Genomic DNA, 24,551 nt, shown 5'->3' with positions numbered 1-24,551 from the left:
TGTCATGACTGCTGGAACCACCGCGACCGCGGGCGCTTCGTCCGTGGCATCGCATGCCATTGATCCGAACCTGTCCTACACCCCTCGCAAGCTGACCCGTGGCGAACGTAATCGTCGCGAAGTATTCGTCTTCTTTTCGCCACGCAACCAGCGAGTCGTCACGATCGCCGACGCGGTCAACGCCGCAGTGGCACTCAAGCTCGAATTCGATCCCGCCATCCAGAAATACGTCGAGCGTCCGCGGCGCATCCAATTCACCGCCAAACGACAGATTGATGTGTCGTTCTGGACACGCGACACGTCGGGCGAGGAGCGCTTCTTCTTGGTGGTTCCCGAAGCAGGCGCCGTTGGCAGCACGACGGGCACCGTCTCCGTTCGGGATCGAAACGAACTCGACGACGCCGCCCAGCGCAATGGCATCCGGCTGCACTATGTCACTGAGCTGGAATTGCTTTCCGCACGGGCTTGGCTTGCGACGGGCTTCGAACTGTTGCCGTTGGTGTGGGAATACGGCCGGCTGGCGACGCGCTCGCTTATTCGGAACCAGGTCCGAGCTCGCCTCGCCAACAGCGAACGTGTCTCACTGTCGAACCTCATCAAGACACTCGATTTCACGCCTGCAAGCGTGCGTGCAGTCGTGGCCGGCATGATCCATCACGGCGAGTTGCGGTTGGTGGACTACTTGCCGGGCGCTGCCGACGCCGTCTTGGAGATAGCCCGTGCGTAGCCTCTACACGTGCTACCCCAGTGAGGAGCTTGCTGCCTGGTACAAACCGAAGGAATCGGATCTCACCGAATCGATCCGGTCGCGCTTCAAGGAAGCGTGCGCTGCCTTGACGGCGGTCCTGACAGGTGACATGGGCATTACCCGTGCGGCTGACGCGCACGGGTTGTGCCATAAACGCCTGCGCGCCATGGTGAAGCGCGCCCCGCAACTGGCGCACGACGGGCAACCGTACGGGTTCAGGGTGTGCGTGCCATGGGGCACCTATCAGCGCGGCGAACAGAAAGGCGATGCGGAAATGCCGCGGCTGGCCGGTCCGCATGCGATGAGTCAGCTCCTCTCGGCGCGCCCCGAAATTGCGATCTGGATCGACGAATTCGGGCAGCCCTTGCCACCGGGGCGACCGCCGAAGGCCTTCGATCGGTTGCACGCGAAGATCGTGGCCGAGCTCAAACGCTTGGACTTGCGGGATTTCTATCCCCTGAATCAAGCGGATCAGGGGCGTCGTGCCCTGCTCCGCTTTATCCGCCAGCGCCGCATCGATCACTCCGATGTCGGCAATCTCGACACCGCCGATGCCCCGCCCTCCACCTTGTCGGGAATTTTCCGGGGAAGCCCGTTCGCCCGTACGGAAATCGACGGACATCGCATCGATATCGAGGCCGTCCTCGGCGTGGCATTGCCCAATGGCGGTTCGGTCAAGCGTCAGATCACTTCGATGTGGCTGCTGGTGGAGATCGAGGTTGAATCCCGCGTCATCGTCGGTTGGGTCCTGCGCGTCGGCAGGGCGTACAACAACCTCGATCTCGGCTCCTGCATCACGAATTCCCTGCAGCCGTGGAAACGCCGGGAACTGACGATCCCTGGCTTGGAGTACGCACCGGGCGCCGGCCTCCCCTCAGGCTCACTGGGCGCACACTCGTCATGGCGTTCGCGCTTGCTGGCCCTGGACAACGCGAAGGCGCATTCGGCCTTGGACTTTGAGCAGGCGTTCTGCCGCGCCCGCGGCGGCATGTTGTTTTATGGGCGTGCACACGAGCCACGTTCCCGCCCGATCGTTGAGCAGTTCTTCTCGCGCCTGGAGCGCGGCGCACTCCGCGATGTGCCGGGAGGTTTCGAGCCCGCCAAGCGCCTGGGCGAGAACAAGATCCGTATCAGCAATTTCGCGCCGAACGACTATCCGATCCAGTTGCATGCGTTCGAAGAATTGCTGGACGTCATCATCGCGAACTACAACGCAACGCCCCACCCCGCGCTGGGCGACCTGAGTCCGCTGCAGTTCCTGCAGATGCAAGGGCCGAAGGCCTTCGCTTTCATGCCTGACACGGCCGAGGAAGATGCCAGCGACATGGGGAGCGTGCTGGTGCCGCTAACGGTTCACGGCAATCGCAACGAAGGCGTCATGCCACACGTCAATTACATGTACGTGCGCTATCGCAGTCCGGATTTGGACCATAAGTGGGAACTGGTCGGTAAAAAGGTGCTAGCCCGCGTCCGTCGCCACGACCTTCGATCGTTCGTGCTGATGCGCACCGCCACCACGCCCCTGTGCGCCGTCCGGGCGGCCGCGCCCTGGAACCGCACAGCGCACGATGAGACCACACGGGCCATGGTCATGAAGTGGTCGAAGTTGAGGGCAGGCTTCTCCATCACCGGCGCGGATTGCGCAATCGCAGCATACGTCGCATTCCTGCGTGCACAGGCGCCAACCTCCCAGCAGGCAGTGGATCAACTTGCTCGCATGGAGCAGGTCCACAACGGCACGCCACCTAGCTCACGTCCGCCGACGATCAATGCCCCCATGAAGATCCCTCCGGGTGGCTGGATCAGCCTCGACGACGAAAACGACTTCTGAAGCTCCGGTTTTCCACCTTCCCGCATGGTGCGCAAGCGCCCAAAAGACCTCATGGACAACAACGAACATCCCATTTTCATCCCCAACAGCTACCAGATCTATACTAAGCCGACCGAATACCTCGCCAATTTCATCCTCTCCAATATCAGTCAAGGTCATCACGGTTGCTCGGTGTACGGCGGTGGCGGGCTCGGCAAGACGACTGCGCAGCAGTACCTGACCGGCAATGCGTCGCGCTGGCTGGTGAACAACAAGACGAAACAGCAGATCGGCGTCGCGGCGCGCATGGTGATGCCCAGCGGCATTCGTCGCTCAGACCGTGCGTTCTGGACCGCTATGAACCGGCGCCTGAAGCTCGTCAACGCCATCCGCATGGATCCCGGCCTGGGCCTCGAACGCTTGGTGAATTTCATTCGCACCCGTTGTGGCCAAGCGCGGCAACGCCGCATGGTGCTCTTCATCGACAACGCCCAGCGCATCACCGAGGCCGAGTACCAGTACCTCGAGGATCTGGATGGTTTGGTGCTCGACGAGAACCTCAGTCTGTTCCTCGTCCTGGTTCGCCAGAGTGATGCCGAGGGTGTCGATGTCGGCGACGACTGGCTGGAACGCCCGTCCCATACCGTGCGCCGCTGGTTCATGGACACTGCTCCGTTCCGGCCGCTGATGGGGATTGCGGAAATCACCCATGCCTTGGGGCGTTACGACCGTTCGGTCGCCTGGCCGACGCCGGACATGCCGTTCTCGCGCTACTTCGCCAAGAACGCGTTCGACCGCGGCTGGTGCCTGTCGAAGGATGCGCCGGTGATCTTCGAGGGCGTCCGATCGCTGCGCACGGAGTACAAGCTGCCCGAAACTGACGCGTGGCCGATGGCAACGTTTACCTTGGTCGTGCACTCGCTCCTCGCCGACATTGCCCACGAGAAATCGGACTTCAACGGTTTCACGCCTGAGCAGGTCAGGCACGTCCTCCTGGCCAGCGGCTATCTCCGCCTGGAGTTCGTCCGCGCCAAGATGCGCATGCCCGACATGCGCCATGACGAGGCCTCGTAATGGCCTGGCGTGACGTCATTCAAGGAGGGCCGGCATTGCCGGCTCTCCTTGGCGCTGATCTCGAACCCTATCCCTATATTTCCGGCTACGGGCTGCTTCGGAGGATGACGCAATTGGGCCGGCTGATGGGCGGTGAGCTGACGGCACTAGGGATTCGCAACCGAGTGACATCCGACGCACTGACCGCGACCCAAAGGCCTGGCGCCCCCAAATCGGGGCTGCTTCACGCACTTGGGTTGCGAGCGACGCGCGTCGGTGACTATTGGTCACCAGAAGTGTGGAGCCCGTTACGCACGGGGGGTGTATTAGAACGCCACAACCTCCCACTGCGCGATTGCCCTCTCTGCGCGGCCCATGGCTACCACTGTGCGCTTTTCCAGTTGCCTTTCATCGATCGCTGTCCATGGCATGCCGCCAAGCTGCACGCAGGCTGTCCTCAGTGTGGTCGAACCTGCTGGGCACGCTTTCACCCGGATCTTCGTCTTGGTCGGTGCGAGTGCGGGTACGACGCATTCGAGGTCAGGACGGCTTCGATCAACATGTGGCATTTCCCGGCGGCGGAAGTCGACGCATGGGCCAGCCGATTTCTGCACTGGGCCGCCGAAGAGCGGAAGTCCCGCCTGCTCGTAGTCCCCGCGCCGCATACCGACTGGATGCCTGGATACGCTGCACTGGCCCGCCAATCGCTTGACCTCGAGGGCATGCTCACAACCGCCAAGCCCACGGCCGAGCTGGAAGAGTTTTCCGATGCTGGGGAGGAACCACCCGAAGGCGAGTTCTGGAGCTGGAGCCTTCTGGGGGGCGAGCGTCCACTGACGTTCGTGCCGCTCCCCGCCTCGATGCACGCCAAGCTCGCTCAGGCAACCCTAGATGCCGTGGCAGCGTTTCCTGCCGATACTCCCACCCCACACGAGCTCGCCACCTTGAATGGTCTGGAGGAAGGACAGACCCTCCAACAGAACCTCGTCAACCGCCCCGAATACCTGATCGCTCCGCATGGGTTGTCCAGCGACCAGAACACTTGGCTCAACCTCTCTGCAGTCGACCCAACGGCAGCCAGTTTCTGCGGCGAGTTGCTGGACAGGGTGATCTCAGGTCTGGATGTGCGCGACGATGGATGTAGCCGATCCCTTCAGGCTGCCCGATCCCATGCGTTGGATGGGGTCTCGGGGCGACGCCACGTGACTAGAGCGCTGGAAGCCATCCTTGCCCGGGCGTATTCCCAAGGTTTGGAGAATGTACTCAGGTCTATGATGACCGGCGGGAAGGCGCCTGCGCGACAACGCTGGGTCTTGCCCACCGCAGAGATCGTAATCGGGAACGAGGTGGTTCGTTCGGTCAGGGTATGCTGGACGCCAACACGTCCACCCCCTTCCAGGCGTACAGTCGATATCCCGACGTCCATTTCACCCGCGCCAAAGCACAAGACTGGATCCAAGCCGTCGGCAACGCAGCTGCGGACCCGGAACCGACTGGCGCGCCGAGCTCGCAAAGTACGACAGAAGAAATAGCGGGCAGATCGTCGGCAGTTCGAGGAAATTATGGGCGGTTACTGGTAGTTCTGTGAGTTCCGGGCGTGTTGTTGGCAAGAAAATCTCCGACGAAACGCCCAGCTAGTTCGCGCTTCTCTTTTGATATCAGCCAGTTAGCTTCAGGGCGAATGCTCCGCGTCAATCACCGATTGCCTATGAGCTGCCAGCACGCCTGCCCAAGCCATCCTCACTCGCATAGACTGCATCCGCTCAACTTCTTCTTCCTAACTGGCCAGTAATGTCCTCGATCCGATGCATCCCGGCAGCGCGCCTGCAAGTCGGCATGTATCTGTACAAGATCGGCGGCTCTTGGCTGCAGCATCCGTTCCTCCGCAACAGCTTCCTGCTGACGGATGAGGATGACGTCCGGCGCATTCTCGACGCCGGCATCGAAAGCGTCTGGATCGACGAGTCCAAGGGTGCGCCGCTGCCGGACGGGAATCCGGCCGGCGAACCCAATGACACGTCGTTCAGCGGCGCAGCCGTCGAGCTGCCCGATGCTGCCGTGGACGCCGATCCCCTCCCCGGTCGCCGCGCCGTGCCGGTCGCTGCCGGAACCGTGGCGCTCGCCGCCGAACTCGAGCGGGCGCGCAACATCTGCCTGATCGGCAAGCAGCAGATCCAGGAGATGTTCGGCGAGCTGCGGCTGGGGAATACGGTGTGCCAGCAGACGGTGGTGCCGCTGGTCGAGGAGATCGCGGCGTCGGTGTGGCGCAATCCGGTGGCGCTGCTCAGCGTGGCGCGGCTGAAAAGCCACGACGACTACAGCTACCTGCATTCGGTCGCGGTGTCGGCGCTGATGCTGGCGCTGGCGCGGCAACTGGGGCTGGACGAGGAGCAGACCCGGCTGGCCGGGATCGGCGGATTGATGCACGACCTCGGCAAGGCGTTCATGCCGCTGGAGGTGCTCAACAAGCCGGGCAAGCTGACCGACGAGGAATTCGCGATCATGAAGACGCACTCGGCGGCCGGCGCGCAGGCGCTGCGCGAAGGCGGCGCAGAGCCGGGTGTGGTGGACATCGCCCTGTCCCACCACGAACGGATGGACGGCCGCGGCTATCCGCACGCGCTGAAGGAGCCGGAGATCTCGCTTCTGGCGCGCATGGGCGCAGTCTGCGACGTCTACGACGCGGTGACGTCGATCCGGCCGTACAAGCGCCCCTGGGATCCCGCCGTGGCGATGCGCGAAATGGCGCGCTGGGACGGGCATTTCGACAAGCGGGTCTTCAACGCCTTCGTCAAATCGGTGGGCATCTATCCGCTGGGCGCGTTGGTGCGGCTGGCGTCCGGGCACCTGGCTGTGGTCGTGGAGCCGGGTGCGGACTCACTGCTCAAGCCGAAGGTGCGCGTGTTCTATTCGCTGCGTTCGCGGGAAAAGATCCTGGTGCGGACGCTGGACCTCGCCGATCCGGGCTGCACGGACAGCATCGTCGGGCCGGAGAATCCGGAGCAATGGGGGTTCGCCAACCTCGAGGCGCTCTGGCTTTGAACATCGCGACGGCCGAAGACCAGACGATCGGCGGCGTCCCACCGGCGGACATCTACCGACTCGGCGCCAGCGGGCCGAGTCTGAACTCGGTGATCGCCGCGGTGGACGGCGCGCACCGCAAGCTGGCCCTGCTCCATATCGACGTCGACGGCATCGGCACGATCAACGCGACGCTGGGCGAGAACATCGTCGAGCAGGCGCTGCGGGTGGTGGCGCGCCGGCTGGTGCAGGCGGTGCCCGACGATGCCTGGCTGTGGCGGCTGGGCAGCGAGGAGTTCGTCGCGGCGGTCGCCTACCGCGAGGGCGAGCCGGACGGCGAGGCTCTTGCAGAGCGGCTGCGCGAGGCGTTCGACGCGCCGGTGCAGGTGCCGCCGTTCGTGCTCGACGTGACCCTGTCGATCGGCATCGCGGTCCATCCCGAGCATGCGCACGATGCCGCCAGCCTGCTGGTCGCCGCCGAGCAGGCGATGCGCCGCGCCAAGCGCAGCGGGCCTGGCGGCCAAGCCGTGCACGTGCCGGACGCGCCGCTGGACGCGGTGGCCGACGCCGGCCGCGAGCACCAGGGCCACCGGTTCGTGGACGCCATCGCGCAGAGCGAATTCCGCCTCTACTACCAGCCGGTGGTGAGCGCGCAGGACGGCAGCATCGTCGCCTGCAGCTCGCTGCTGCGCTGGCACAACACCCAGGAAGGCGTGCTGCGCGCCAACCGCATCCTGCCCGCCGTGGAGCGCGCCGGGCTGGCCGGCGCGGTGGGCCTGTGGACGATCGAAACCGCGATCCGGCAGGTGCATCGCTGGCGCGACATGGGCATCGACTACCTCAACGCGTCGGTGCCGCTGGAAGGCGCGCTGCTGACCCGCAAGGAATGCCCGGACCTGGTCGGCGAGCTGCTGCACCGGCACGACGTGTCCGGCAGCGCGATCGAGTTCGAGGTGTCGGAAGCGGTGCTGTCGCTGGACGCGCCGCACGTGGCCGAGAGCCTCGCCGGCCTGCGCGCGCTGGGGTCGGTGCTGACCCTGGCCGACTTCGGCATGCGCGGCCTGAGCCTGGCGGCGCTGGCGCAGCATCCGCTGGACCGGCTGAAGATCGACCGCAGCTTCCTGCGCAACATCACCAGCCAGCCGCGCAGCGCGGCGCTGGTGCGCGGGATCATCGCGATGGGCCACAAGCTGGGCATGACCCTGGTGGCCAAGGGCGTGGAAACCGACGCCGAGCTGGGCTTCCTGCGCCGCCATCACTGCGACTTCTTCCAGGGCTACCTGTTCAGCCCGCCCCTGCCCGGCACCGACATCGACGAACTGCTGCGCCGCCGCTTCCTGCTGCCGCACGTATTCCAGGACAGCGCGGCGATGCAGCCGTCCCGCACGCTGCTCCTGCTGGACGACGAGGAGAACGTGCTGCGCTCGCTGGTGCGCCTGCTGCGCCGTGACGGCTACCGCCTGCTGACCGCCGGCAGCGTGAGCGAGGCGTTCGACCTGCTGGCGCGCAACGACGTGCAGGTGGTGCTGTCCGACCAGCGCATGCCGGACATGAGCGGCACCGAGTTCCTGGCGCGCGTGCGCGACCTCTACCCGGACACCGTGCGGCTGGCGCTGTCCGGCTACACCGACCTCGAAACGATCAGCCAGGCGATCAACCAGGACGCGGCCTACCGCTTCCTGATCAAGCCCTGGGACGATGCCGACCTGCGCGAGCACGTGCGCGCGGCGTTCCGGCTGGTCGAGCAGCGCCGCAGCCACAGCGACCGGCCCTAGCCGGCGCGGTCGGCGCCCTCTTCCTGCCCGTCGCGCGGCTGCCGAATCGGCAGCACCACGCGGAAGGTGCTGCCCTGCCCCACCCGGCTGGACACGTCGATGCGGCCGTGGTGCTTGGCCACGATGCCGTAGGAGATCGCCAGCCCGAGGCCGGTGCCGCGGCCGATCGGCTTGGTGGTGAAGAACGGATCGAACAGGTGCGACATCGCTTCCGGCGGAATGCCGCAGCCGCTGTCGGTGATGCTGATCCATGCCTCGCTGTCGTCGCAGCCGCTGGCCAGCACGATGGTGCCGCGCTGCTCGATGGCCTGGCCAGCGTTGAGCAGCAGGTTGAGGAAGACCTGGTTGATCTCCGAGGCCAGGCACTCCACCGGCGGCAGCGCGGTGTAGTGCTTTTCCAGCCGGACCTTGTACTTGAGGTCGTTCCAGACGATGTTGAGGGTGGAGTCCAGCCCCTGCAGCAGGTCGGCCGGCTGCATCTGGCGGTCGCGGCCCACTCGCGAGAACCCCTTGAGGTCCTGCACGATCTTGGTGACCCGCTCGATGCCCTCGCGCGACTCGTTCAGCAGGCTGGGCAGGTCGCCGACGATGTAGTCGATGTCCAGCCGCTGGCGCGCCTGCAGCAGCTCGTCGCGGTGCGCGGCCGGGTCGTCCGAGAACAGCGCTTCGTGGTACTTCTCGACCAGCGCGATCAGCGCGGTGCCGTAGTCCTGCAGCGTGCCGAGGTTGGAGCCGACGTAGCCGATCGGGTTGTTGATCTCGTGGGCGACGCCCGCCGCCAGCTGGCCGATGGAGGCCATTTTCTCCGACTGCAGCAGCTGTTCCTGCGTGCTGGCCAGGCGGTCGACGGTGCGCTGCAGCTCCTCGTACTGCCGCTTGCGCTCGCCGCGCTCGCTGATGTCGAGCACCACCATGATGCAGTGCGGGCTGTCCGGCGCGTGGCCGCAGTGGATCTCCAGCGCCAGCGGCGGCATGTGCTCCGGCCGGACCACGCCCTGCCAGTGCCCCTGCCGGACTGCGGTGGCCCAGTCCGTGTCGGACACCATGCCCACCAGGGTTTCCGGGCCGCTGCCCGGGGCGAGCTTCTCCGCCAGCGCGCGAGCGGCCGGATTGGCGTCGTGCACGAGCCGATCGCCGTCGAGGAACAGGACGGGGAAGTTGATCGCGCTGGCGGCCCAGACCGCGTCGCCGCTCCAGAGCGAGGGCGGCGCGATGTCGTCTGTCATCCGCTACCCAGCCATCGCGACTGCGCCCGTGCGTTGGCGTAGCCGGAGCCGTCGTAGACGCCGCTGGCCTCGGTGCGGCCGATGTGGCGCAGCGTCCACGCCACCTCGCGGCGGCGGCGGGCCAGCAGCACCGCGTTGGCGCGGTTGAGTTCGTGCAGTTCGCCGACGCGGGCCATGTCGGCGCTGCCGGCAACGCGTTCGGCGGCGGACAGCGCTTCGAGCTTGGCCTGGGTGGAGCGCAGCAGCGCGTCCACGTCGTGTTCCAGCAGGGCGCGGCGCTCGGCCTGCAGGGCCGATTCCAGCGCGTCAAGCGGATGCTCGGCCAGCAGGCTCATTGCAGCAGTTCGCGTTCCAGTGCCAGCAGGCGGTTGGCGATGTCCTGCGGGTTGATCTGGTAGCTGCCGGAGTCGATGGCGTTGCGGATTTCCTTGATCCGCGCCATGTCCAGCTTGGACGGCGTGGCTAGGTCGCGGGCCATGGCCTTCAGGCCGACGGCTTCGCCGGTCAGGCGCAGGCTGTCCACGGGGGGCGTTGCGGTCGCGGCTTCGCGCGGGCTGCCGGCGCGGGCCTGGGATTCGCTGACGACGGACGCCTCCACGGGCTTCGCCGGCAGGCCGCCTTCGATTTTCGTGGTCATGGCTGGGGGACTCCGGTCAGGGGGATTTCGTACGTTCTATCGGCCGGCCAACGCCGGACTTTAGGGGAAAACCGGGAAAAACTTCAATTGACCACCTCGACCGTGCCGTCGGTGGCCAGCCGGCCGCGGATGATCCGGTGCGAACTGTCGTTCTCGACGTTCAGGATGCCGCCGGCGCGGGCCTGTCCCAGCGCCCTGCCCCCATCCGGACCTCGGTGCCGCCGATGCCGGAGCGCAGCACGACCGGGTCGCCCCGCTTCACCATAACGGCCGATTCCGGGGATTCCTCAGCGGCCGGCCGCGCGGGAGCGGCCGCGACCGTCGCCCGGCGCACCGGCACGTACAGCCGCCAGCCCGGCGTGTCCGGGCAGCGCACCTCGGCCACCGCCGGGCCGCTGGCGGTCGCGGCCAGCGGTTGGCCGCACGGCGCGAGGCGCAGCCCCGGCGCGACCATGGCCTGGGCGTTGGCATCGGCCTGCAGCGCGGCCAGGGCGGCGTCGCGGATCGGCTGCAGCGGCTGCGTCGCCTGCTGCGCCCGTACGCCGGTGCAGGCGGCGAGCATCGCGAGGAAAATCAGGCTGTTGTGCGGAAAACCCATCGTGCTTCTTCAATTCGCCGGAACGGTGGCGTCCGCCCGCTTGCAGCAAGAAGCGTGCCGGGCTCAAGCTCGCGCGATCCGGGCCGACAATGGCGTCATGCACCGCAACCAACTGCTCGACCGCATCGACCAACGCATCCGCCTGGCCGGCCACAACCGGCTGGCCCTGCTGCTGTTCCGGCTGGGAGGGCGTCAGATTTTTGGCGTGAACGTGTTCAAGGTGCAGGAAGTCCTGCCGCGCCCGACCCTGTTCACCATGCCGCAGCTGCCGGGCGGCTTCCTCGGCGCGGCCGACATCCGCGGCCGCAGCGTGCCGGTGCTGGACCTGGCCAGCGCCATCGGCCAGCCCAGCGACGGCCAGGCCAACTACCTGGTGGTGACCGAGTTCAACCGCACCGTGCAGGGCTTCTTGGTGTCGGCGGTGGACCGCATCGTCAACATTGCGGTCGAGGACGTGCAGCCGCCGCCGGAGCTGGGCAGCGACCCGCACTACCTGACCGGCGTGACCCGCTACCACGACGAGCTGATCCAGCTGGTGGACGTGGAAAGCGTGCTGGCCGAGGCCCTGCCGCCGCCGGCCACGGCCGTCGAGATCGTCCCGGTGGCCGTCGCCGGCAGCCGCGAGGTGCTGGTGGTGGACGACTCGCGGGTGGCCCGCAACCAGATCCGCAACGTGCTCGACCAGCTCGGCCTGACCTGCACCCAGCTCTCCGACGGGCGGCAGGCGCTGGACCATCTCAAGCAGCTGGTGGCCAGCGGGCAGGATCCGGTGGCGCGCTACGCGATGGTGATCTCCGACATCGAGATGCCCTCGATGGACGGCTACACGCTCACGTCGGAAATCCGTCGCGACCCGGCCCTGAGCGGGCTCTACGTGCTGCTGCACACCTCGCTGTCGGGCGTGTTCAACCATGCGATGGTGGAGCGCGTGGGGGCGGACGACTTCGTGCCGAAGTACTCCCAGCAGGAGTTGGCCGACCGGATCCGGGGCAGGCTTTCCAAACTGGCTTAAGAAAGTCATCTATCAACTTGATTTTGATGGAAATCAAGTTCCTTAGGTCGGGCTGATCCCGCCATCTCTCCGGCGCGGGATTTCCCGCCCAGGCCCGCCGCTTGGCGACTGCCCTTGCGGGCGCCAACAGGGTGGCCCGACGGTAATTGGCACGTCGATTGCATCGCGACATGCGAACACACCCCCGACGGAGGGGCGCATGAGCGATTTCCTTGGCATCCACGGCACCGCACTGGTCCTGCGCGAGCAGCGCCTGCAGGTGCTCGCCTCCAATCTGGCCAACGCCGACACCCCCGGCTTCCAGGCGCAGGACCTGGATTTCGCCAGCGCGCTGCAGGCGGCGCTGTCCCCCGCCGCCGGCGAAGGGACCAATGCGCTGGAGGCCGCCGCGTCGCAAGCCCGCTACGCCCGTCCCGGCGTGCAGCCGAGCATGGACGGCAACACCGTCGATACCCAGCGCGAGCAGGCCACCTACGCCCAGGCGGCGCTGGAATACCGCGCCTCGATGGCCTTCGTCGAATCCAAGGTGAGAACCATGCTCACCGCGATTACCGGTCAGTGACGCCGGTCAGTGAGGACGTCTGAATGAGCAATCTCCCGATCTTCGACGTGGCCGGTTCGGCGATGCAGGCGCAGTCGGTGCGCCTGAGCACCGTCGCCAGCAACCTCGCCAACGCCAACACCGTCGCCGGCACCGCCGAGGGCGCCTACCGCGCCAAGCAGCCGGTGTTTTCCGCCGAGCCCGTGCAGGGCGACCCGACGCTGGCCGGCGTGCAGGTGCTGGAGGTGCGCGAAAGCGACGCCGCGCCGGTCCGCCGCTACGACCCGGGCAATCCGCTGGCCGACCCGCAGGGCTACGTCTACGCGCCCGACGTCGATCCGGTGGCGCAGATGGTGGACATGATCTCCGCCTCGCGCAGCTACCAGGCCAACGTCGAGGTCTTCAACAGCGCCAAGGAACTGGCCGTCGCCACCCTGAGCATGGGCCGCTGAGCATGAGCACCGTCAATTCCGCCACCAATACCGACAGCGCGTACGCGCAGTACGCGTTCCCCACCACCAATGCCAGCCAGTCGGACGGCATGGGCCAGGCCGATTTCCTGCGCCTGATGACCGAGCAGATGAAGAACCAGGACCCGCTCAACCCGCTGAAGGGCAACGAGTTCCTGGGCCAGCTGGCGCAGTTCTCCACCGTGCAGGGCATTGAGAACATGCAGCAGGCCATGTCCGCCATGGCCAGCGTGATGGAGAACGACCAGTCGCTGCGCGCCGCCAATCTGGTCGGCCGCGACGCGCTGGTGGAAGTGGACAAGGTGCAGCTGCAGGCCGGCGCCGGCGTCAGCGGCGAGATCGTCGCCACCCAGGCCGGGCCGATCCACGTCGAAGTGGTCGATGCCGCCGGCCAGGTGGTGCGCCGCGTGGACATGCAGGCCGCCGGCAGCGGGCCGGTGCAGTTCAGCTGGGACGGCAAGGACGCGAACGGCGATCCGACCAAGGCCGGTACCTACACCTTCCGCGCCACCAGCGGCAGCGGCGAGGACAGCGAGGCGCTCGCGGTGCGCCTCGCCGCGCACATCGACAGCGTTTCGATCGAACCGACAGGGCTGGTGCTGAACCTCGCCGGCCTCGGCAGCATGCCGCTTTCCTCCGTCCGCCGCATCGGCAGCTGACCGCCGCCGCACCCCCTTTTCCCAGGAGCGCACCATGAGCTTTCGCATCTCCGTCAGCGGCATGAACGCCGCCAGCCAGGACCTCAACATCACCTCCAACAACATCGCCAACGTCAACACGACCGGCTTCAAGCAGTCGCGCGCGGAGTTCGGCGACCTGTTCGCGGTGTCGGCCTACGGCCTGTCCAACGTCGCCACCGGCGCGGGCGTCCGTTTGCAGGCGGTGGCCCAGCAGTTCGGCCAGGGCAACATCGACTTCACCGGCCGCTCGCTGGACCTGGCGATCTCCGGGCAAGGCTTCTTCACCCTCTCCAACAACGGCGCGACGGTCTATTCGCGCGCCGGCAACTTCGGCGCGGACCGCGACGGCTACGTGACCAACCCGGCCGGCCACCGCCTGCAGGTGTTCCTGCCGAACACCGCTGGCGGCTTCGACACCGGCCGCATGAGCGACCTGCAGCTGCCCACCGGCGACGCGCCGCCGGCCGCCACCAGCAGCGTCACGGTGGAGACCAACCTGCCGGCCGACGCCGCGCAGCCGGCCATCGCCTTCGATCCGCTGGACCCGAACAGCTACAACGAGACCACCTCGGTGACGGTGTACGACTCGCTGGGCGCCTCGCACAGCCAGTCGATGTACTTCGTGAAGACCGCCAACCCGAACGAGTGGGAGATGCACACCTTCGTCGACGGTAATGCGGTCGGCGGCCCGCAGCTGCTGCAGTATTCGAGCTCCGGCGCGCTGACCTCGCCCTCGCCCGGCCAGGTCACCCTGCCCGCCACGCCCACCACGAATGGGTCGGCGCCGCTCAGCATCACCATGGATCTGGGCCGTTCCACCCAGTACGGCGAGGACTTCAGCGTGCTGGGCGTGACCCAGAACGGCCATTCCACCGGCCGCCTGACCGGCATCGAGACCTCGCCCGAGGGCGTGATTTCCGCGCGCTACACCAACGGCGTGGTGCAGCCGCTGGGCCAGGTGGCGATGACCAACTTCGTCAATCCGCAGGGCCTGCAGTCGATCGGCGACAACGTCTGGGCGGAAACCTACAACTCGGGCGAGCCGCGCCGCGGCCAGGCCGGCACCGCCGACTTCGGCGCGGTCCAGGGCGGCGGGCTGGAAGCCTCCAACGTCGACCTGACCGAGCAGTTGGTCAACATGATCACCGCGCAGCGCAACTACCAGGCCAACGCGCAGATGATCCAGACCCAGGACCAGATCACCCAGACGGTGATCAACATCCGCTGATGAGCCGCCCCGCCCCCGCCCGCGCGGGGGCGACCGGAGCACGCCATGACCGACCGAGCCCTCTACATCGCGATGACCGGCGCCAGCGCCATGCTGCGCGGCCAGGCCACCGTGGCCAACAACCTGGCGAACGCCGACAGCGTCGGCTTCCAGGCCACGCTGGACGCGACCGTCGCCGCGCCGGTGGCGGGGCCCGGCCTGCCCTCGCGCGTCGCCACCGAGGCGCGCACGCTGGGCGTGGACGCGCGGATGGGCGCGATCCACCAGACCGGCAACCCGCTGGACGTGGCGATGCACCAGGAGCGCTGGCTGGCGGTGCAGGACGCCGCGGGCGGCACCGCCTACACCCGCGCCGGCGACCTCGCCATCAACGCCAACGGCCTGCTCACCACCTCGCGTGGGCAGCTGGTGCTGGGCGCGGACGGCGCGCCGCTGTCGATCCCGCCCAACCAGAGTCTGGACATAGGCGCCGACGGCACGATCTCCATCGTCCCGCAGGGCCAGCCGCCCTCCACGCTCACCGAGGCCGGCCGGCTGCAGGTGATCGCGGCGAAGACCACCGACCTGGAACGCGGCGACGACGGCCTGATGCGCCCGCGCACCGGCTTCGTCCCGCAGCCCGCCACCGGTGCCTCGCTGACCTCCGGCACGCTGGAGGACAGCAACGTGAAGGCGGCGGACGCGCTGGTGTCGATGATCGAACTGTCGCGCAAGTTCGAGATGCAGGTACAGCTCTTGCAGCGTGCCGACGAGAACGCGCGTGCGAGCAGCTCGCTGGTGTCGTCGCGCTGATGTTTCCCGATCCGTCCGGATCGCCCCGTTGAACCGTTGAATCGAAAGGAACGCCGCCATGACCCAGTCCCTGTGGATCGCCAAGACCGGCCTCGACGCCCAGCAGACCAAGATGGCGGTGATTTCCAACAATCTCGCCAACACCAACACCACCGGCTTCAAGCGCGACCGCGCCAGCTTCGAGGATCTGCTGTACCAGACCATCCGCCAGCCCGGCGGCGCGACCTCCGAGCAGACCCAGCTGCCCACCGGCCTGCAGGTCGGCACCGGCGTGCGGGTGGCGGCCACCGCCAAGCAGTTCGCGCAGGGCAACCTCAACCAGACCGGCAACGCGCTGGACGTGGCGGTCAACGGCCGCGGCTTCTTCGAGGTGCTGATGCCGGACGGCAGCTCCGCCTACACCCGCGACGGCAGCTTCCAGATCAATGCGCAGGGCGAAGTGGTCACCAACGAGGGTTACCCGGTGCAGCCGGGCCTGCAGGTGCCGGAGGGCGCGCAGAGCGTGACCATCGGCGCCGACGGCACGGTCAGCGTGCAGATCGCCGGGCAGACGGCGCCGGTGCAGATCGGCGCGCTGACCCTGGCCGATTTCGTCAATCCGGCCGGCTTGCAGTCGCTCGGCGAAAACCTCTACGCCGAAACCGGCGCCAGCGGCCCGGCCCAGACCGGCGGCCCCGGCACCGGCGGCATGGGCCGGCTGATCCAGGGCTCGCTGGAAGCCTCCAACGTCAACGTGGTGGAGGAGCTGGTGTCGATGATCGAGACCCAGCGCGCCTACGAAACCAACGCCAAGGCGATCTCCACCACCGACCAGATGCTGGGCTTCCTCAACAACAACGTGTGAGCACCGCGATGAACCGCGTCGTTTCCTTTGCCCGCGCCGCCGCGCTCGCCGCCGCCGTCCTCGGCCTGGCGTCGTGCGCCAGCGTCAACCGCCTGCAGGGCGACGTGCGCCCGTTCGACGCGCCCATCGCAGCGTACGCGGCGGAGCCCGCGCCGCTGCCGACGCGGAACGGCCCCAGCCCCGGCGACGGCGGCGGCTCCATCTACGCCTCGCGTTCCGGCAAGGGCATGCGCCTGTTCCAGGACAACAAGGCCGGCGACGTGGGCGACCTGCTCACCATCGTGCTGGTCGAAAGCACCACCGCCACCACCCAGGCCAATACCGCGGTCACCAAGAAGAGCGGGCTGGACTTCGCCGCGCCCAGCATCGGTGGCGCCGTCGTGCCGGGCCTGTCGGCGTCGGTGGACGGCGCGCGCGATTTCGCCGGCACCGGCAACAGCGCGCAGAGCAACAAACTGGCCGGCCAGCTGACCGTGCGGGTGATCCAGGACCTCGGCAACGGCAACCTGCTGGTGCGCGGCGACAAGCAGCTGCGCCTGAACCAGGGCGACGAGCTGGTGCAGGTTCAAGGGATCGTGCGGCGGGCCGATATCGGAACCGACAACCGGATCACCTCCGACCGCGTGGCCGACGCGCGCATCGTCTACGGCGGCCGCGGCACCATCGCCCGCTCCAACGCGATGGGCTGGCTGGGCCGCTTCTTCAATTCCGCGTTGTTCCCGTACTGAGGCCGGCGACGATGAAACGTATTGCAACCGCGCTTGCCGCCCTGCTCTGCACGCTGGCCTTGTCCCCGGCGCAGGCCGAGCGCGTCAAGGATCTGGCGCAGGTGGCCGGCGTGCGCGGCAACCCGCTGATCGGCTACGGCCTGGTGGTCGGCCTGGACGGCAGCGGCGACCGCACCAGCCAGACACCGTTCACCGTGCAGAGCCTGAAGACCATGCTCGACCAGCTGGGCGTGGCGATCCCGCCCGGCGTGAACCCGCAGCTCAAGAACGTGGCGGCGGTCGCCGTGCACGCCGAGCTGCCGCCGTTCGCCAAGCCCGGCCAGCCGATCGACGTCACCGTGTCCTCGATCGGCAACGCCGGCTCGCTGCGCGGCGGCAGCCTGCTGATGACCCAGCTCAAGGGCGCCGACGGCGAGGTCTATGCCATCGCCCAGGGCAACCTGGTGGTCAGCGGCTTCGGCGCCTCCGGGCGCGACGGTTCGCGGATCTCGGTCAACGCGCCGAACGGCGGGCGGATTCCCTCCGGCGCCATCGTCGAGCGCTCCGTTCCCGCCGCCGCCAATGCCGGCAACGTCACCCTCAACCTGCACGAGGCCGACTTCACCACCGCCGCGCGGATCGTCTCGGCGGTGGACCGCGCCTTCGGCCCCGGCCGCGCCCGCGCGCTGGATGGCGTGACCATCGAGATCACCCCGCCGCCGGGCGACCGCATCGGCTTCCTCGCCGCGCTGGAGGCGCTGGACGTGGACCCGGGCACCGCCGCGGCCAAGGTCATCGTCAACGCCCGCTCCGGCACCGTGGTGATGGGCGGCCAGGTCAGCGTGCTGCCGGCGGCGGTGGCGCACGGCTCACTCACCGTCACCATCAGCGAATCCACCCAGGTCAGCCAGCCGGGCGCGTTCGGCCGCGGCGACACCGTGGTCGCGCCGCAGTCCAGCGTCAGCGCCAACGCCGAGGGCAGCCACATGGTGCTGTTCCGCGGCGGCACCTCGCTGGAGGAGATCGTGCGCGCGGTGAACGCGGTGGGTGCGGCGCCGGGCGACATTGTCGCCATCCTCGAAGCACTCAAGCAGGCTGGCGCTCTGCGCGCCGAACTGGAAGTGATCTGATGCCGACGGCACGCCGTTTGCATCCCCGCTAGACATGCGCCTGCCCGCCGCCACCGCCCTGCCCCTGCAACGCACCGAAGCGACGCCGCGCGCGCGGGTGGAGGAAGCGGCGCGCGGGCTGGAAAGCCAGTTCGCGCAGATGCTGATCAAGAGCATGCGCAGCGCCTCGCCGGGCGATCCGTTCGGCGGCGACAGCACCTATCGCGACATGTACGACCAGGCGCTGGCGAAGGAACTCACCAAGGGCCGCGGGCTGGGCCTGCAACCGATGATCGTTCGCCAGCTGGACGGCCGCGCGAACGCCTCGGCGCAGGCGCCCGCCGGCCCGCTGCCGCTGCGCGCGTCCGGCGGTTCGATGGCGCTGCCGGCGGCGGACACGCCCTCCGGCCTGCCGCTGCCGGCCGGCCTGCGCGGCGATTCCCTGACCCTCGCCCCGGCCAGCAGCGGCAGGTCGATGCAGGCGATGGCGATGCCGCGTCCGCCGATGCTGGCGACCCAGACCTGCGACGAGAACGCGCCGCTGGATTGCAGCAGCCCGGAAGCCTTCGCCCGCTCGGTCTGGCCGCACGCGCAGAAGGCGGCGGCGGAGCTGGGCGTGCCGGCCAAGGCGCTGGTGGCGCAGGCCGCGCTGGAAACCGGCTGGGGCCGGCGCCTGGCCGGACGCGACGGCACCGCCACCTCGCACAACCTGTTCGGCATCAAGGCCGGCGGCGGCTGGCGCGGCGGCAAGGTCGAATCGGCCACCCACGAATATGTCGACGGCCAGCGGGTGAGCGCGCGCGCCGCCTTCCGCAGCTACGGAAGTCCCGCCGACAGCTTCGCCGACTACACCAGGCTGTTGCAGAACCCGCGCTACGCGCAGGCGCGCGGCACCGGCGGCGACGTCCATCATTTCGCCAAGGCGTTGCAACGCGCCGGCTACGCGACCGACCCGGCCTACGCGGCCAAGATCGTGGCCATCGCCGACGGCGCCACCCTGCGCCGCGCGCTGGCCGGGCTGGAGGGATAAACGATGACGACCAACGTGCTCGGCACCGGCACCTCCGCTCTGATCGCCTTCCAGCGCGCGCTGGCGACCGTCGGCCACAACGTCGCCAACGCGGCCACGCCCGGCTACAGCCGCCAGCGCGTGGAGTTCGAGGCGCGCCCCGGCCAGACCTCCCTGCTCAACATCGGCCAGGGCGTCGATGTCGACAACCTGCGCCGCCTCGCCGACGGCCTGGTCTACGCGCGCCAGCTCGACAGCTCCAGCGAGATGGGCAGGCTGACCCAGATGTCCGGCCTGGCGTCGCGGGTGGACGGGCTGATCACCGGCGCCGATACCGGCCTGGGCAGCGCCTGGTCCGGCTTCTTCAACGCCGCCCAGGGCTTGGTGGCGAATCCGACCTCGAGCGCCGCCCGCGACCAGCTGCTGACCACCGGCAAGCAGCTGACCACCCGCTGGAACATGCTGGACAACCAGCTGAGCCAGATCGGCAGCGACGTCGAATCCAGCCTCAAGGACCGCGTCGATTCCGCCAACCGGCTGGCCGGGGAAATCGCCAACCTCAACCGCGACATCGTCTCCGCCGGCGCCAACGTCTCGCCCGACCTGCTCGACCAGCGCGACCTGCGCGTCGGCCAGCTGGCCGCGCTGGTCGGCGCGGAAACGGTGATGCAGGACAACGGCGCGATGAACGTCTTCACCACCGGCGGCCAGCCGATGGTGCTGGGCAACAAGGCGATGCAGCTCGCCACCGTCGCCGACCCGTACCAGGCCAACCGTTCGCAGCTGGCCGTGAAGACGGAAGCCGGCACGGTGCCGCTGCCGGCCGGCGCGCTGTCCGGCGAGATCGGCGGCTTGCTGGAATTCCGCAGCAGCGTGCTCGATCCGGCGCGCGCCGAGCTCGGCCGCTTGGCCACCGCCTTCGCCGAAACGTTCAACGCCGTGCAGCGCGGCGGCGTCGACTATGCCGGCAACCCCGGCAGCGATTTCTTCACCCTGCCGCCGCCGCAGCTCAACGCGCATGCCGGCAACAACCCCGCCAGCACCGCCAGCTTCTCCGCCGGCATCGGCGATGTCGGCGCGCTGACCGGCAACAACGTGGTGCTGCGCTTCGACGGCACCAACTGGGGCGCCACCCGCGCCGACACCGGCCAGCCGGTGACGATGACCGGCACCGGCGTCGCCGGCGATCCGTTCGTGGTCGACGGCGTGGAACTGGTGCTGTCCGGCACGGCCTCCGCCGGCGACCGCTTCCTGCTGCAGCCCACCGCCGCCGCCAGCGGCGGCATCACCCTGGCGCTGGACGATGGCGACGGGATCGCCGCCGCCTCGCCGATGACGGTCGGGCTGGATACCGGCAACACCGGCAACATCACCGGCGGCAACGCGCAGATCACCGATCCGGCGCTGTTCGCCGGCTTCACCGGCGCCAACATCGCCTTCCTCGACGCCACCACCTACAGCGTCGACGGCGGCCCGCCGATGACCTACACGCCGGGCGCCACCATCAGCGGCAGCGGCTGGTCGCTGACGATCAACGGCACGCCCGCCGCCGGCGACGAAATCAATCTGGGCCGCACCGGGCCGCGCTCGTCCGACAACGGCAACGCGCGCCTGCTGGCCGTGGTGGACGCCAAGGACGTACTGAACGGCGGCACCACCGACGTGACCGCGGCGATGTCGCAGCTCGCCGGCCGGGTGGGCGGCGACGCCCGCCACGCCAAGCTCAACCTGGAAGCGCAGCAGGCGATCGACGACCAGGTCACCGCCGAGCGCGAATCCATCTCCGGCGTCAACCTGGACGAGGAAGCGGCCGACATGATGCGCTTCCAGCAGGCCTACCAGGCCGCCGCCCAGGTGATCGCCACCGCCGACACCATGTTCCAGACCCTGCTCTCCGCCGTCCGCCGCTGAGGCCGCCTCCATGTCGATGCGCATTTCCACCGCCCAGATGCACTTCAATTCGCTGAACGCGATGCGCACCCGGCAGAGCGAGATCAGCAAGCTGCAGCAGCAAATCAGCACCGGCGTGAAGCTCACCCGCGGCGAGGACGACCCGGTCGGCATGTCCAGCGCTCTGCGGTTGGAGCACACCCTCGCCAGCCTCGACCAGTTCGAAAGCAACAGCACCGTGCTGAGCAACCGCCTGCGCAGCCAGGAGTCGGCCCTGTCCGACGCCGGCGACGTGCTGCAGCGCGCGCGCGACCTGACCATCCAGGCCAGCAACGGCATCCTCAGCGACAGCGACCTGCATTCCATCGCGGTGGAAATGCGCGGTCTGCGTTCCAGCCTGCTGCAGATCGCCAATCGCGACGACGGCACCGGCCGCAGCCTGTTCGCGGGTAACCGCGACGGCGTGGCGCCGTTCACCGACAGCAACGGCAACGTGATCTACCTCGGCGACGACGGCCAGAACGACGTGGACGTGGCGCCGTCGGTGGCGGTCGCCGACACAGATCCGGGCAGCGCGGTGTTCCTGCGCGTCGCCACCGGCGACGGCATCAGTCGCGCCTTCGCGGGCGCCGGCAACACCGGCAGCGGCGTGCTGGGCTCCGCGCAGGTCACCAACCAGGCGCTGTGGAACGGCGGCACCCTGCAACTGAGCTTCCCCACGCCGGACAGCTACGAAGTGCTGGACGGCAGCGGCAATCCGCTGAGCCCGCCGGTGGCCGGCGCATGGACGCCGGGCCAGGCGATCACCGCGCAGGGCGTGCAGTTCAACGTCACCGGCGCGCCGGCCGCGGGCGACAGCTTCACGCTGGAAAAGGCGCCGAACCAGGACATCTTCGCCACCCTGCAGAACCTGATCGACGCGCTGGACTCGCCCGGCAGCACCGACGCCGACGTGGCCCGCCGCACCAATGCGCTGCGCGCCGGCCAGAAGGACCTGGTGTCCGCTCAGGACCACCTGCTGGACATCCGCTCCGCCACCGGCATCCGCCGCAACGACCTCGACGGCGCCGACGCCTCGCGCAGTGCCGACGGCATCACCCTGTCGGAAGCGCTGTCCAACCTGCGCGATACCGACCCGGTGGAAGCCATCAGCCAACTGCAACTCAGCCAGGCCGCGCTGGATGCGGCTCAGCAGCTGATGGCGCGCATACAGCGGAGTTCGTTGTTCGATCTGCTTTGAGCATCGCCGTTCTGCTTATACCGGGGAATGCGTGCTGGACGACTGCTTCACAAGGAACGACAAGAGGGCGAGGACGTGAATGGGGACCTTGCTTAGTCCAATGTTTGGGACCAGGGTTCCCGCATGAGGATTATTTCGAAGCCGCATCTTGAGGTCTTCTGAGGAAGCACCCCCCGGCAACGCCTGCAGCCGGCTGGTTGCGATCAAACTACATCGTAGTTATGATCGTCACATGAGCGAACTTCACTTCGAGTGGGATCCGGCCAAAGCCGCCGCGAACCTCAAGAAGCATGGCATCGACTTCGCCGAGGCGAGGTCAGTCTTCGCTGACGAACAAGCAAAAATCATCCCTGACCCGGACCATTCGGAAGATGAGGATCGGTTCATCCTCCTCGGCCTCAACCTCCACTTACGATTGCTGGTGGTCTGTCACTGTTACCGCGAACAGAACAACTCCATCCGTATCATCTCCGCCAGAAAGGCAACAAAACCAGAATCTCGTCAGTACTGACAGGTGCAACATGCGCAAGGAATACGATTTCTCCAAAGCCAAGAAGAACCCTTACGCTTCTCAACTTAAGAAGCAAATCACCATTCGCCTGGACGGTGACGCTATCGACTACTTCAAGTCGATTTCAGAGAAGGTTGGCATCCCCTACCAGAGCTTGATCAATCTGTATCTGCGTGACTGCGCGGCAGAACATCGCACACTCAACCTTTCATGGAAGTAGGCGCTAACAATTCATTCGAGCCGATGCCCCTTCGGTGCGTAGCTTAATTCAGACGCTATCCAACCTTGACGCCGCGCTCCGTCAGCGCATCGACCATGCGCTGCATGTCCTCCGGGTGCCGTTGCAGATAAGCACTCAGGAACGTGTCCACCACCTTGGGCACCATGTACTTCTGGAGTGCGGCGGCTGCGGTCGAGGTGGGCCTCGCTGCGGCGAGTGCCTTGACCACCTTCAGCCACGGCTCGACGTGCTTATCCCAGTCGTTCATGTCCGCGGCCCTGACGGACAGGGAGCCGGGGCGATGCCACCACAGGTAAGACGATTCGTGGCCCGGCGAAACCGGCGCCAAGGCGCTGGGTGCGACGTTCACGTAGTCAAGGGTGAATACGAAGTCTTCCCCCGTCATCACATCCTCGTTGAATCGCGCCAGTAGGGCACGCTTGCGAAGCCATGCTTTCCCCCACACGTGTACGCCCGAGTGCCTGAGATCCTGCCATGGCGAGATATGTCCGAGCAGGGGAAGAATGCTGCGATTGCACCAATTGTCGTTTTGCGGATGTTGCCAGTCGTTCGTGACGAAGCCGACCGGAACGATGGGCACCACGTCAGGCGCGGCGTTACGCAGCAGCGCCTCCAGCATGGTGCGCCCAGCCCGGTCGTCGTCGTCCATGAAGACGACGTACTCGCCCTGCGCCGCATCCAGCCCGAGGTTGCGGGCGTGGGCGGCCCCGGCCTTCTCGGTGACGATCACTTTCAGCGGGAAGCCGGGATGGCGGGCAAGCCACGACTCGATCAGCTCCGGGGTTTGGGTGCGCGGCCCGTTGACCACCACGATCACCTCGTACCTGCTCCACGGCAGCGACTGCTCCGCAAGCGAATCGAGACCGTCGAGAATCCAGTCGTCCCCCTTGTAGCTGGGGACGATCACGGAGAGCGGCAGGCCGCTGCCCGGGCCTTGCTCGATATATGCACGCAGCAAAGCGGCATTGGCAGCGAACCGTTCGCCCTTGCGCTCTTTCGCCGCCAAGTCGATCAGCTCCAGGGCTTTGAAAGGCTGGCCCGCAACGGTGACAAACAGTGCGAAACACAAGACAGCCGAATCGTCGAACTTGGCCGGAACAATATTTCCATCAGGGAAAAACGCCGCCGCGAGCATGGCGACCGCCATTTTGGCAAGCGGAGGTGAGCAATCCGCAAGCATGGGAATCACGCTCGCCAGCTCTCCCCGTTCGCAGCCATCCAACAGCACTGCGATCACGTCGGCCAGCACGGCTTGCGCTGGCTCATTCGCTTCGATGTCTTGCACTTGCGCCAGCACAGCCAACGCGCGCGGTGTGGCGGCGATGCCTTCTTGCGTCAGCCATGTTCTGGCTTGTTCCAGTTCGGCAAGTCCGGGAGGCAATGGCTGCATGATTGAAGATGGCTCCTTG

Annotated in this window: 26 protein-coding genes and 1 pseudogene; 21 read left to right on the top strand and 6 right to left on the bottom strand. The window is 67.5% G+C overall.

What is annotated here, in order from left to right; genetic code table 11:
* The first annotated feature begins 4 nt into the window (after window positions 1-4).
* From H9L17_RS00645 to H9L17_RS00620, 6 genes are all read left to right on the top strand, one after another.
* On the top strand, window positions 5-727 hold the full coding sequence (locus H9L17_RS00645) for a hypothetical protein (protein ID WP_187570502.1): 723 nt from the start codon (window positions 5-7) through the stop codon (window positions 725-727).
* On the top strand, window positions 720-2,579 hold the full coding sequence (locus H9L17_RS00640) for a hypothetical protein (RefSeq protein WP_187570501.1): 1,860 nt from the start codon (window positions 720-722) through the stop codon (window positions 2,577-2,579). Before H9L17_RS00645 ends, H9L17_RS00640 begins: the two co-directional genes overlap by 8 nt.
* 51 nt (window positions 2,580-2,630) lie before the next feature.
* Window positions 2,631-3,632: an ATP-binding protein gene (locus H9L17_RS00635; protein WP_187570500.1), complete on the top strand. Its 1,002-nt coding sequence runs from the start codon at window positions 2,631-2,633 to the stop codon at window positions 3,630-3,632.
* The gene (locus tag H9L17_RS00630; protein WP_187570499.1) at window positions 3,632-5,143 is read left to right on the top strand and encodes a hypothetical protein; all 1,512 of its coding nucleotides are present in this window, start codon (window positions 3,632-3,634) and stop codon (window positions 5,141-5,143) included. Before H9L17_RS00635 ends, H9L17_RS00630 begins: the two co-directional genes overlap by 1 nt.
* 259 nt (window positions 5,144-5,402) lie before the next feature.
* Window positions 5,403-6,653, top strand: a complete 1,251-nt coding sequence (locus tag H9L17_RS00625; RefSeq protein WP_187570498.1) for an HD-GYP domain-containing protein — start codon at window positions 5,403-5,405, stop codon at window positions 6,651-6,653.
* Window positions 6,650-8,407 (top strand): EAL domain-containing protein, encoded by a 1,758-nt coding sequence (locus H9L17_RS00620; protein WP_187570497.1) that lies wholly within the window; start codon window positions 6,650-6,652, stop codon window positions 8,405-8,407. The genes H9L17_RS00625 and H9L17_RS00620 overlap by 4 nt, the downstream gene beginning before the upstream one ends.
* Here H9L17_RS00620 and H9L17_RS00615 read toward each other — a convergent pair.
* From H9L17_RS00615 to H9L17_RS15965, 5 genes are all read right to left on the bottom strand, one after another.
* Window positions 8,404-9,633 (bottom strand): ATP-binding protein, encoded by a 1,230-nt coding sequence (locus H9L17_RS00615; RefSeq protein ID WP_187570496.1) that lies wholly within the window; start codon window positions 9,631-9,633, stop codon window positions 8,404-8,406. The genes H9L17_RS00620 and H9L17_RS00615 overlap by 4 nt on opposite strands.
* A complete protein-coding gene (locus H9L17_RS00610) occupies window positions 9,630-9,968 on the bottom strand; it encodes a flagellar protein FlgN (RefSeq protein WP_187570495.1) in 339 nt (112 codons plus the stop codon). The genes H9L17_RS00615 and H9L17_RS00610 overlap by 4 nt, the downstream gene beginning before the upstream one ends.
* Window positions 9,965-10,270, bottom strand: coding sequence for a flagellar biosynthesis anti-sigma factor FlgM (gene flgM / locus H9L17_RS00605; protein WP_187570494.1), 306 nt, complete (start codon window positions 10,268-10,270; stop codon window positions 9,965-9,967). Before flgM ends, H9L17_RS00610 begins: the two co-directional genes overlap by 4 nt.
* An 83-nt stretch (window positions 10,271-10,353) precedes the next feature.
* Window positions 10,354-10,434: a hypothetical protein gene (locus H9L17_RS16210; RefSeq protein ID WP_425507433.1), complete on the bottom strand. Its 81-nt coding sequence runs from the start codon at window positions 10,432-10,434 to the stop codon at window positions 10,354-10,356.
* Window positions 10,431-10,868 carry a hypothetical protein gene (locus tag H9L17_RS15965; protein WP_246455120.1) on the bottom strand — a complete coding sequence of 146 codons (438 nt, stop codon included), beginning with the start codon at window positions 10,866-10,868 and terminating at the stop codon, window positions 10,431-10,433. Before H9L17_RS15965 ends, H9L17_RS16210 begins: the two co-directional genes overlap by 4 nt.
* Before the next feature lie 97 nt (window positions 10,869-10,965).
* On the opposite strand from H9L17_RS15965, the gene H9L17_RS00595 reads away from it, so the two are divergent.
* From H9L17_RS00595 to H9L17_RS00530, 15 genes and pseudogenes are all read left to right on the top strand, one after another.
* On the top strand, window positions 10,966-11,880 hold the full coding sequence (locus H9L17_RS00595; RefSeq protein ID WP_187570493.1) for a chemotaxis protein: 915 nt from the start codon (window positions 10,966-10,968) through the stop codon (window positions 11,878-11,880).
* A gap of 199 nt (window positions 11,881-12,079) precedes the next feature.
* A pseudogene (flgB, locus tag H9L17_RS16205) lies at window positions 12,080-12,145 on the top strand (flagellar basal body rod protein FlgB); the annotation flags it as partial.
* Window positions 12,140-12,442, top strand: coding sequence for a flagellar basal body rod protein FlgB (gene flgB / locus H9L17_RS00590; RefSeq protein WP_425507432.1), 303 nt, complete (start codon window positions 12,140-12,142; stop codon window positions 12,440-12,442). The pseudogene flgB (H9L17_RS16205) and the gene flgB (H9L17_RS00590), both read left to right, overlap by 6 nt.
* 23 nt (window positions 12,443-12,465) lie before the next feature.
* On the top strand, window positions 12,466-12,873 hold the full coding sequence (gene flgC, locus H9L17_RS00585; protein ID WP_187570491.1) for a flagellar basal body rod protein FlgC: 408 nt from the start codon (window positions 12,466-12,468) through the stop codon (window positions 12,871-12,873).
* A 2-nt stretch (window positions 12,874-12,875) separates the two neighbouring features.
* Window positions 12,876-13,550 carry a flagellar hook assembly protein FlgD gene (locus tag H9L17_RS00580; protein WP_187570490.1) on the top strand — a complete coding sequence of 225 codons (675 nt, stop codon included), beginning with the start codon at window positions 12,876-12,878 and terminating at the stop codon, window positions 13,548-13,550.
* Window positions 13,551-13,584: 34 nt separating this feature from the next.
* Window positions 13,585-14,799: a flagellar hook protein FlgE gene (gene flgE / locus H9L17_RS00575; RefSeq protein WP_187570489.1), complete on the top strand. Its 1,215-nt coding sequence runs from the start codon at window positions 13,585-13,587 to the stop codon at window positions 14,797-14,799.
* Between the two features lie 45 nt (window positions 14,800-14,844).
* Entirely contained in the window at window positions 14,845-15,591 is a 747-nt protein-coding gene (locus tag H9L17_RS00570) for a flagellar basal body rod protein FlgF (RefSeq protein WP_187570488.1), read from the top strand.
* Between the two features lie 58 nt (window positions 15,592-15,649).
* Window positions 15,650-16,435 carry a flagellar basal-body rod protein FlgG gene (gene flgG, locus H9L17_RS00565; protein WP_187570487.1) on the top strand — a complete coding sequence of 262 codons (786 nt, stop codon included), beginning with the start codon at window positions 15,650-15,652 and terminating at the stop codon, window positions 16,433-16,435.
* Between the two features lie 8 nt (window positions 16,436-16,443).
* Window positions 16,444-17,163 (top strand): flagellar basal body L-ring protein FlgH, encoded by a 720-nt coding sequence (locus H9L17_RS00560; protein WP_187570486.1) that lies wholly within the window; start codon window positions 16,444-16,446, stop codon window positions 17,161-17,163.
* An 11-nt stretch (window positions 17,164-17,174) separates the two neighbouring features.
* Window positions 17,175-18,272, top strand: a complete 1,098-nt coding sequence (locus tag H9L17_RS00555; protein WP_187570485.1) for a flagellar basal body P-ring protein FlgI — start codon at window positions 17,175-17,177, stop codon at window positions 18,270-18,272.
* Between the two features lie 34 nt (window positions 18,273-18,306).
* Window positions 18,307-19,281, top strand: a complete 975-nt coding sequence (flgJ, locus tag H9L17_RS00550) for a flagellar assembly peptidoglycan hydrolase FlgJ (protein WP_187570484.1) — start codon at window positions 18,307-18,309, stop codon at window positions 19,279-19,281.
* A gap of 3 nt (window positions 19,282-19,284) precedes the next feature.
* Window positions 19,285-21,171: a flagellar hook-associated protein FlgK gene (gene flgK / locus H9L17_RS00545; protein ID WP_187570483.1), complete on the top strand. Its 1,887-nt coding sequence runs from the start codon at window positions 19,285-19,287 to the stop codon at window positions 21,169-21,171.
* Window positions 21,172-21,181: 10 nt separating this feature from the next.
* Window positions 21,182-22,390: a flagellar hook-associated protein FlgL gene (gene flgL, locus H9L17_RS00540; protein WP_187570482.1), complete on the top strand. Its 1,209-nt coding sequence runs from the start codon at window positions 21,182-21,184 to the stop codon at window positions 22,388-22,390.
* Window positions 22,391-22,622: 232 nt separating this feature from the next.
* Window positions 22,623-22,901: a BrnT family toxin gene (locus H9L17_RS00535; RefSeq protein ID WP_187570481.1), complete on the top strand. Its 279-nt coding sequence runs from the start codon at window positions 22,623-22,625 to the stop codon at window positions 22,899-22,901.
* Window positions 22,902-22,911: 10 nt separating this feature from the next.
* The gene (locus H9L17_RS00530) at window positions 22,912-23,121 is read left to right on the top strand and encodes a BrnA antitoxin family protein (RefSeq protein ID WP_187570480.1); all 210 of its coding nucleotides are present in this window, start codon (window positions 22,912-22,914) and stop codon (window positions 23,119-23,121) included.
* A 55-nt stretch (window positions 23,122-23,176) separates the two neighbouring features.
* Here H9L17_RS00530 and H9L17_RS00525 read toward each other — a convergent pair whose 3' ends face one another.
* The gene (locus H9L17_RS00525) at window positions 23,177-24,532 is read right to left on the bottom strand and encodes a glycosyltransferase family 2 protein (protein ID WP_187570479.1); all 1,356 of its coding nucleotides are present in this window, start codon (window positions 24,530-24,532) and stop codon (window positions 23,177-23,179) included.
* Window positions 24,533-24,551 lie beyond the last annotated feature (19 nt).

It is taken from the genome of Thermomonas brevis (assembly GCF_014395425.1).
GTDB classification, from domain to species: domain Bacteria; phylum Pseudomonadota; class Gammaproteobacteria; order Xanthomonadales; family Xanthomonadaceae; genus Thermomonas; species Thermomonas brevis.
The sequence above is the reverse complement of the archived record's forward strand: the minus strand, read 5'-3'. Positions and strand labels throughout refer to the sequence as shown.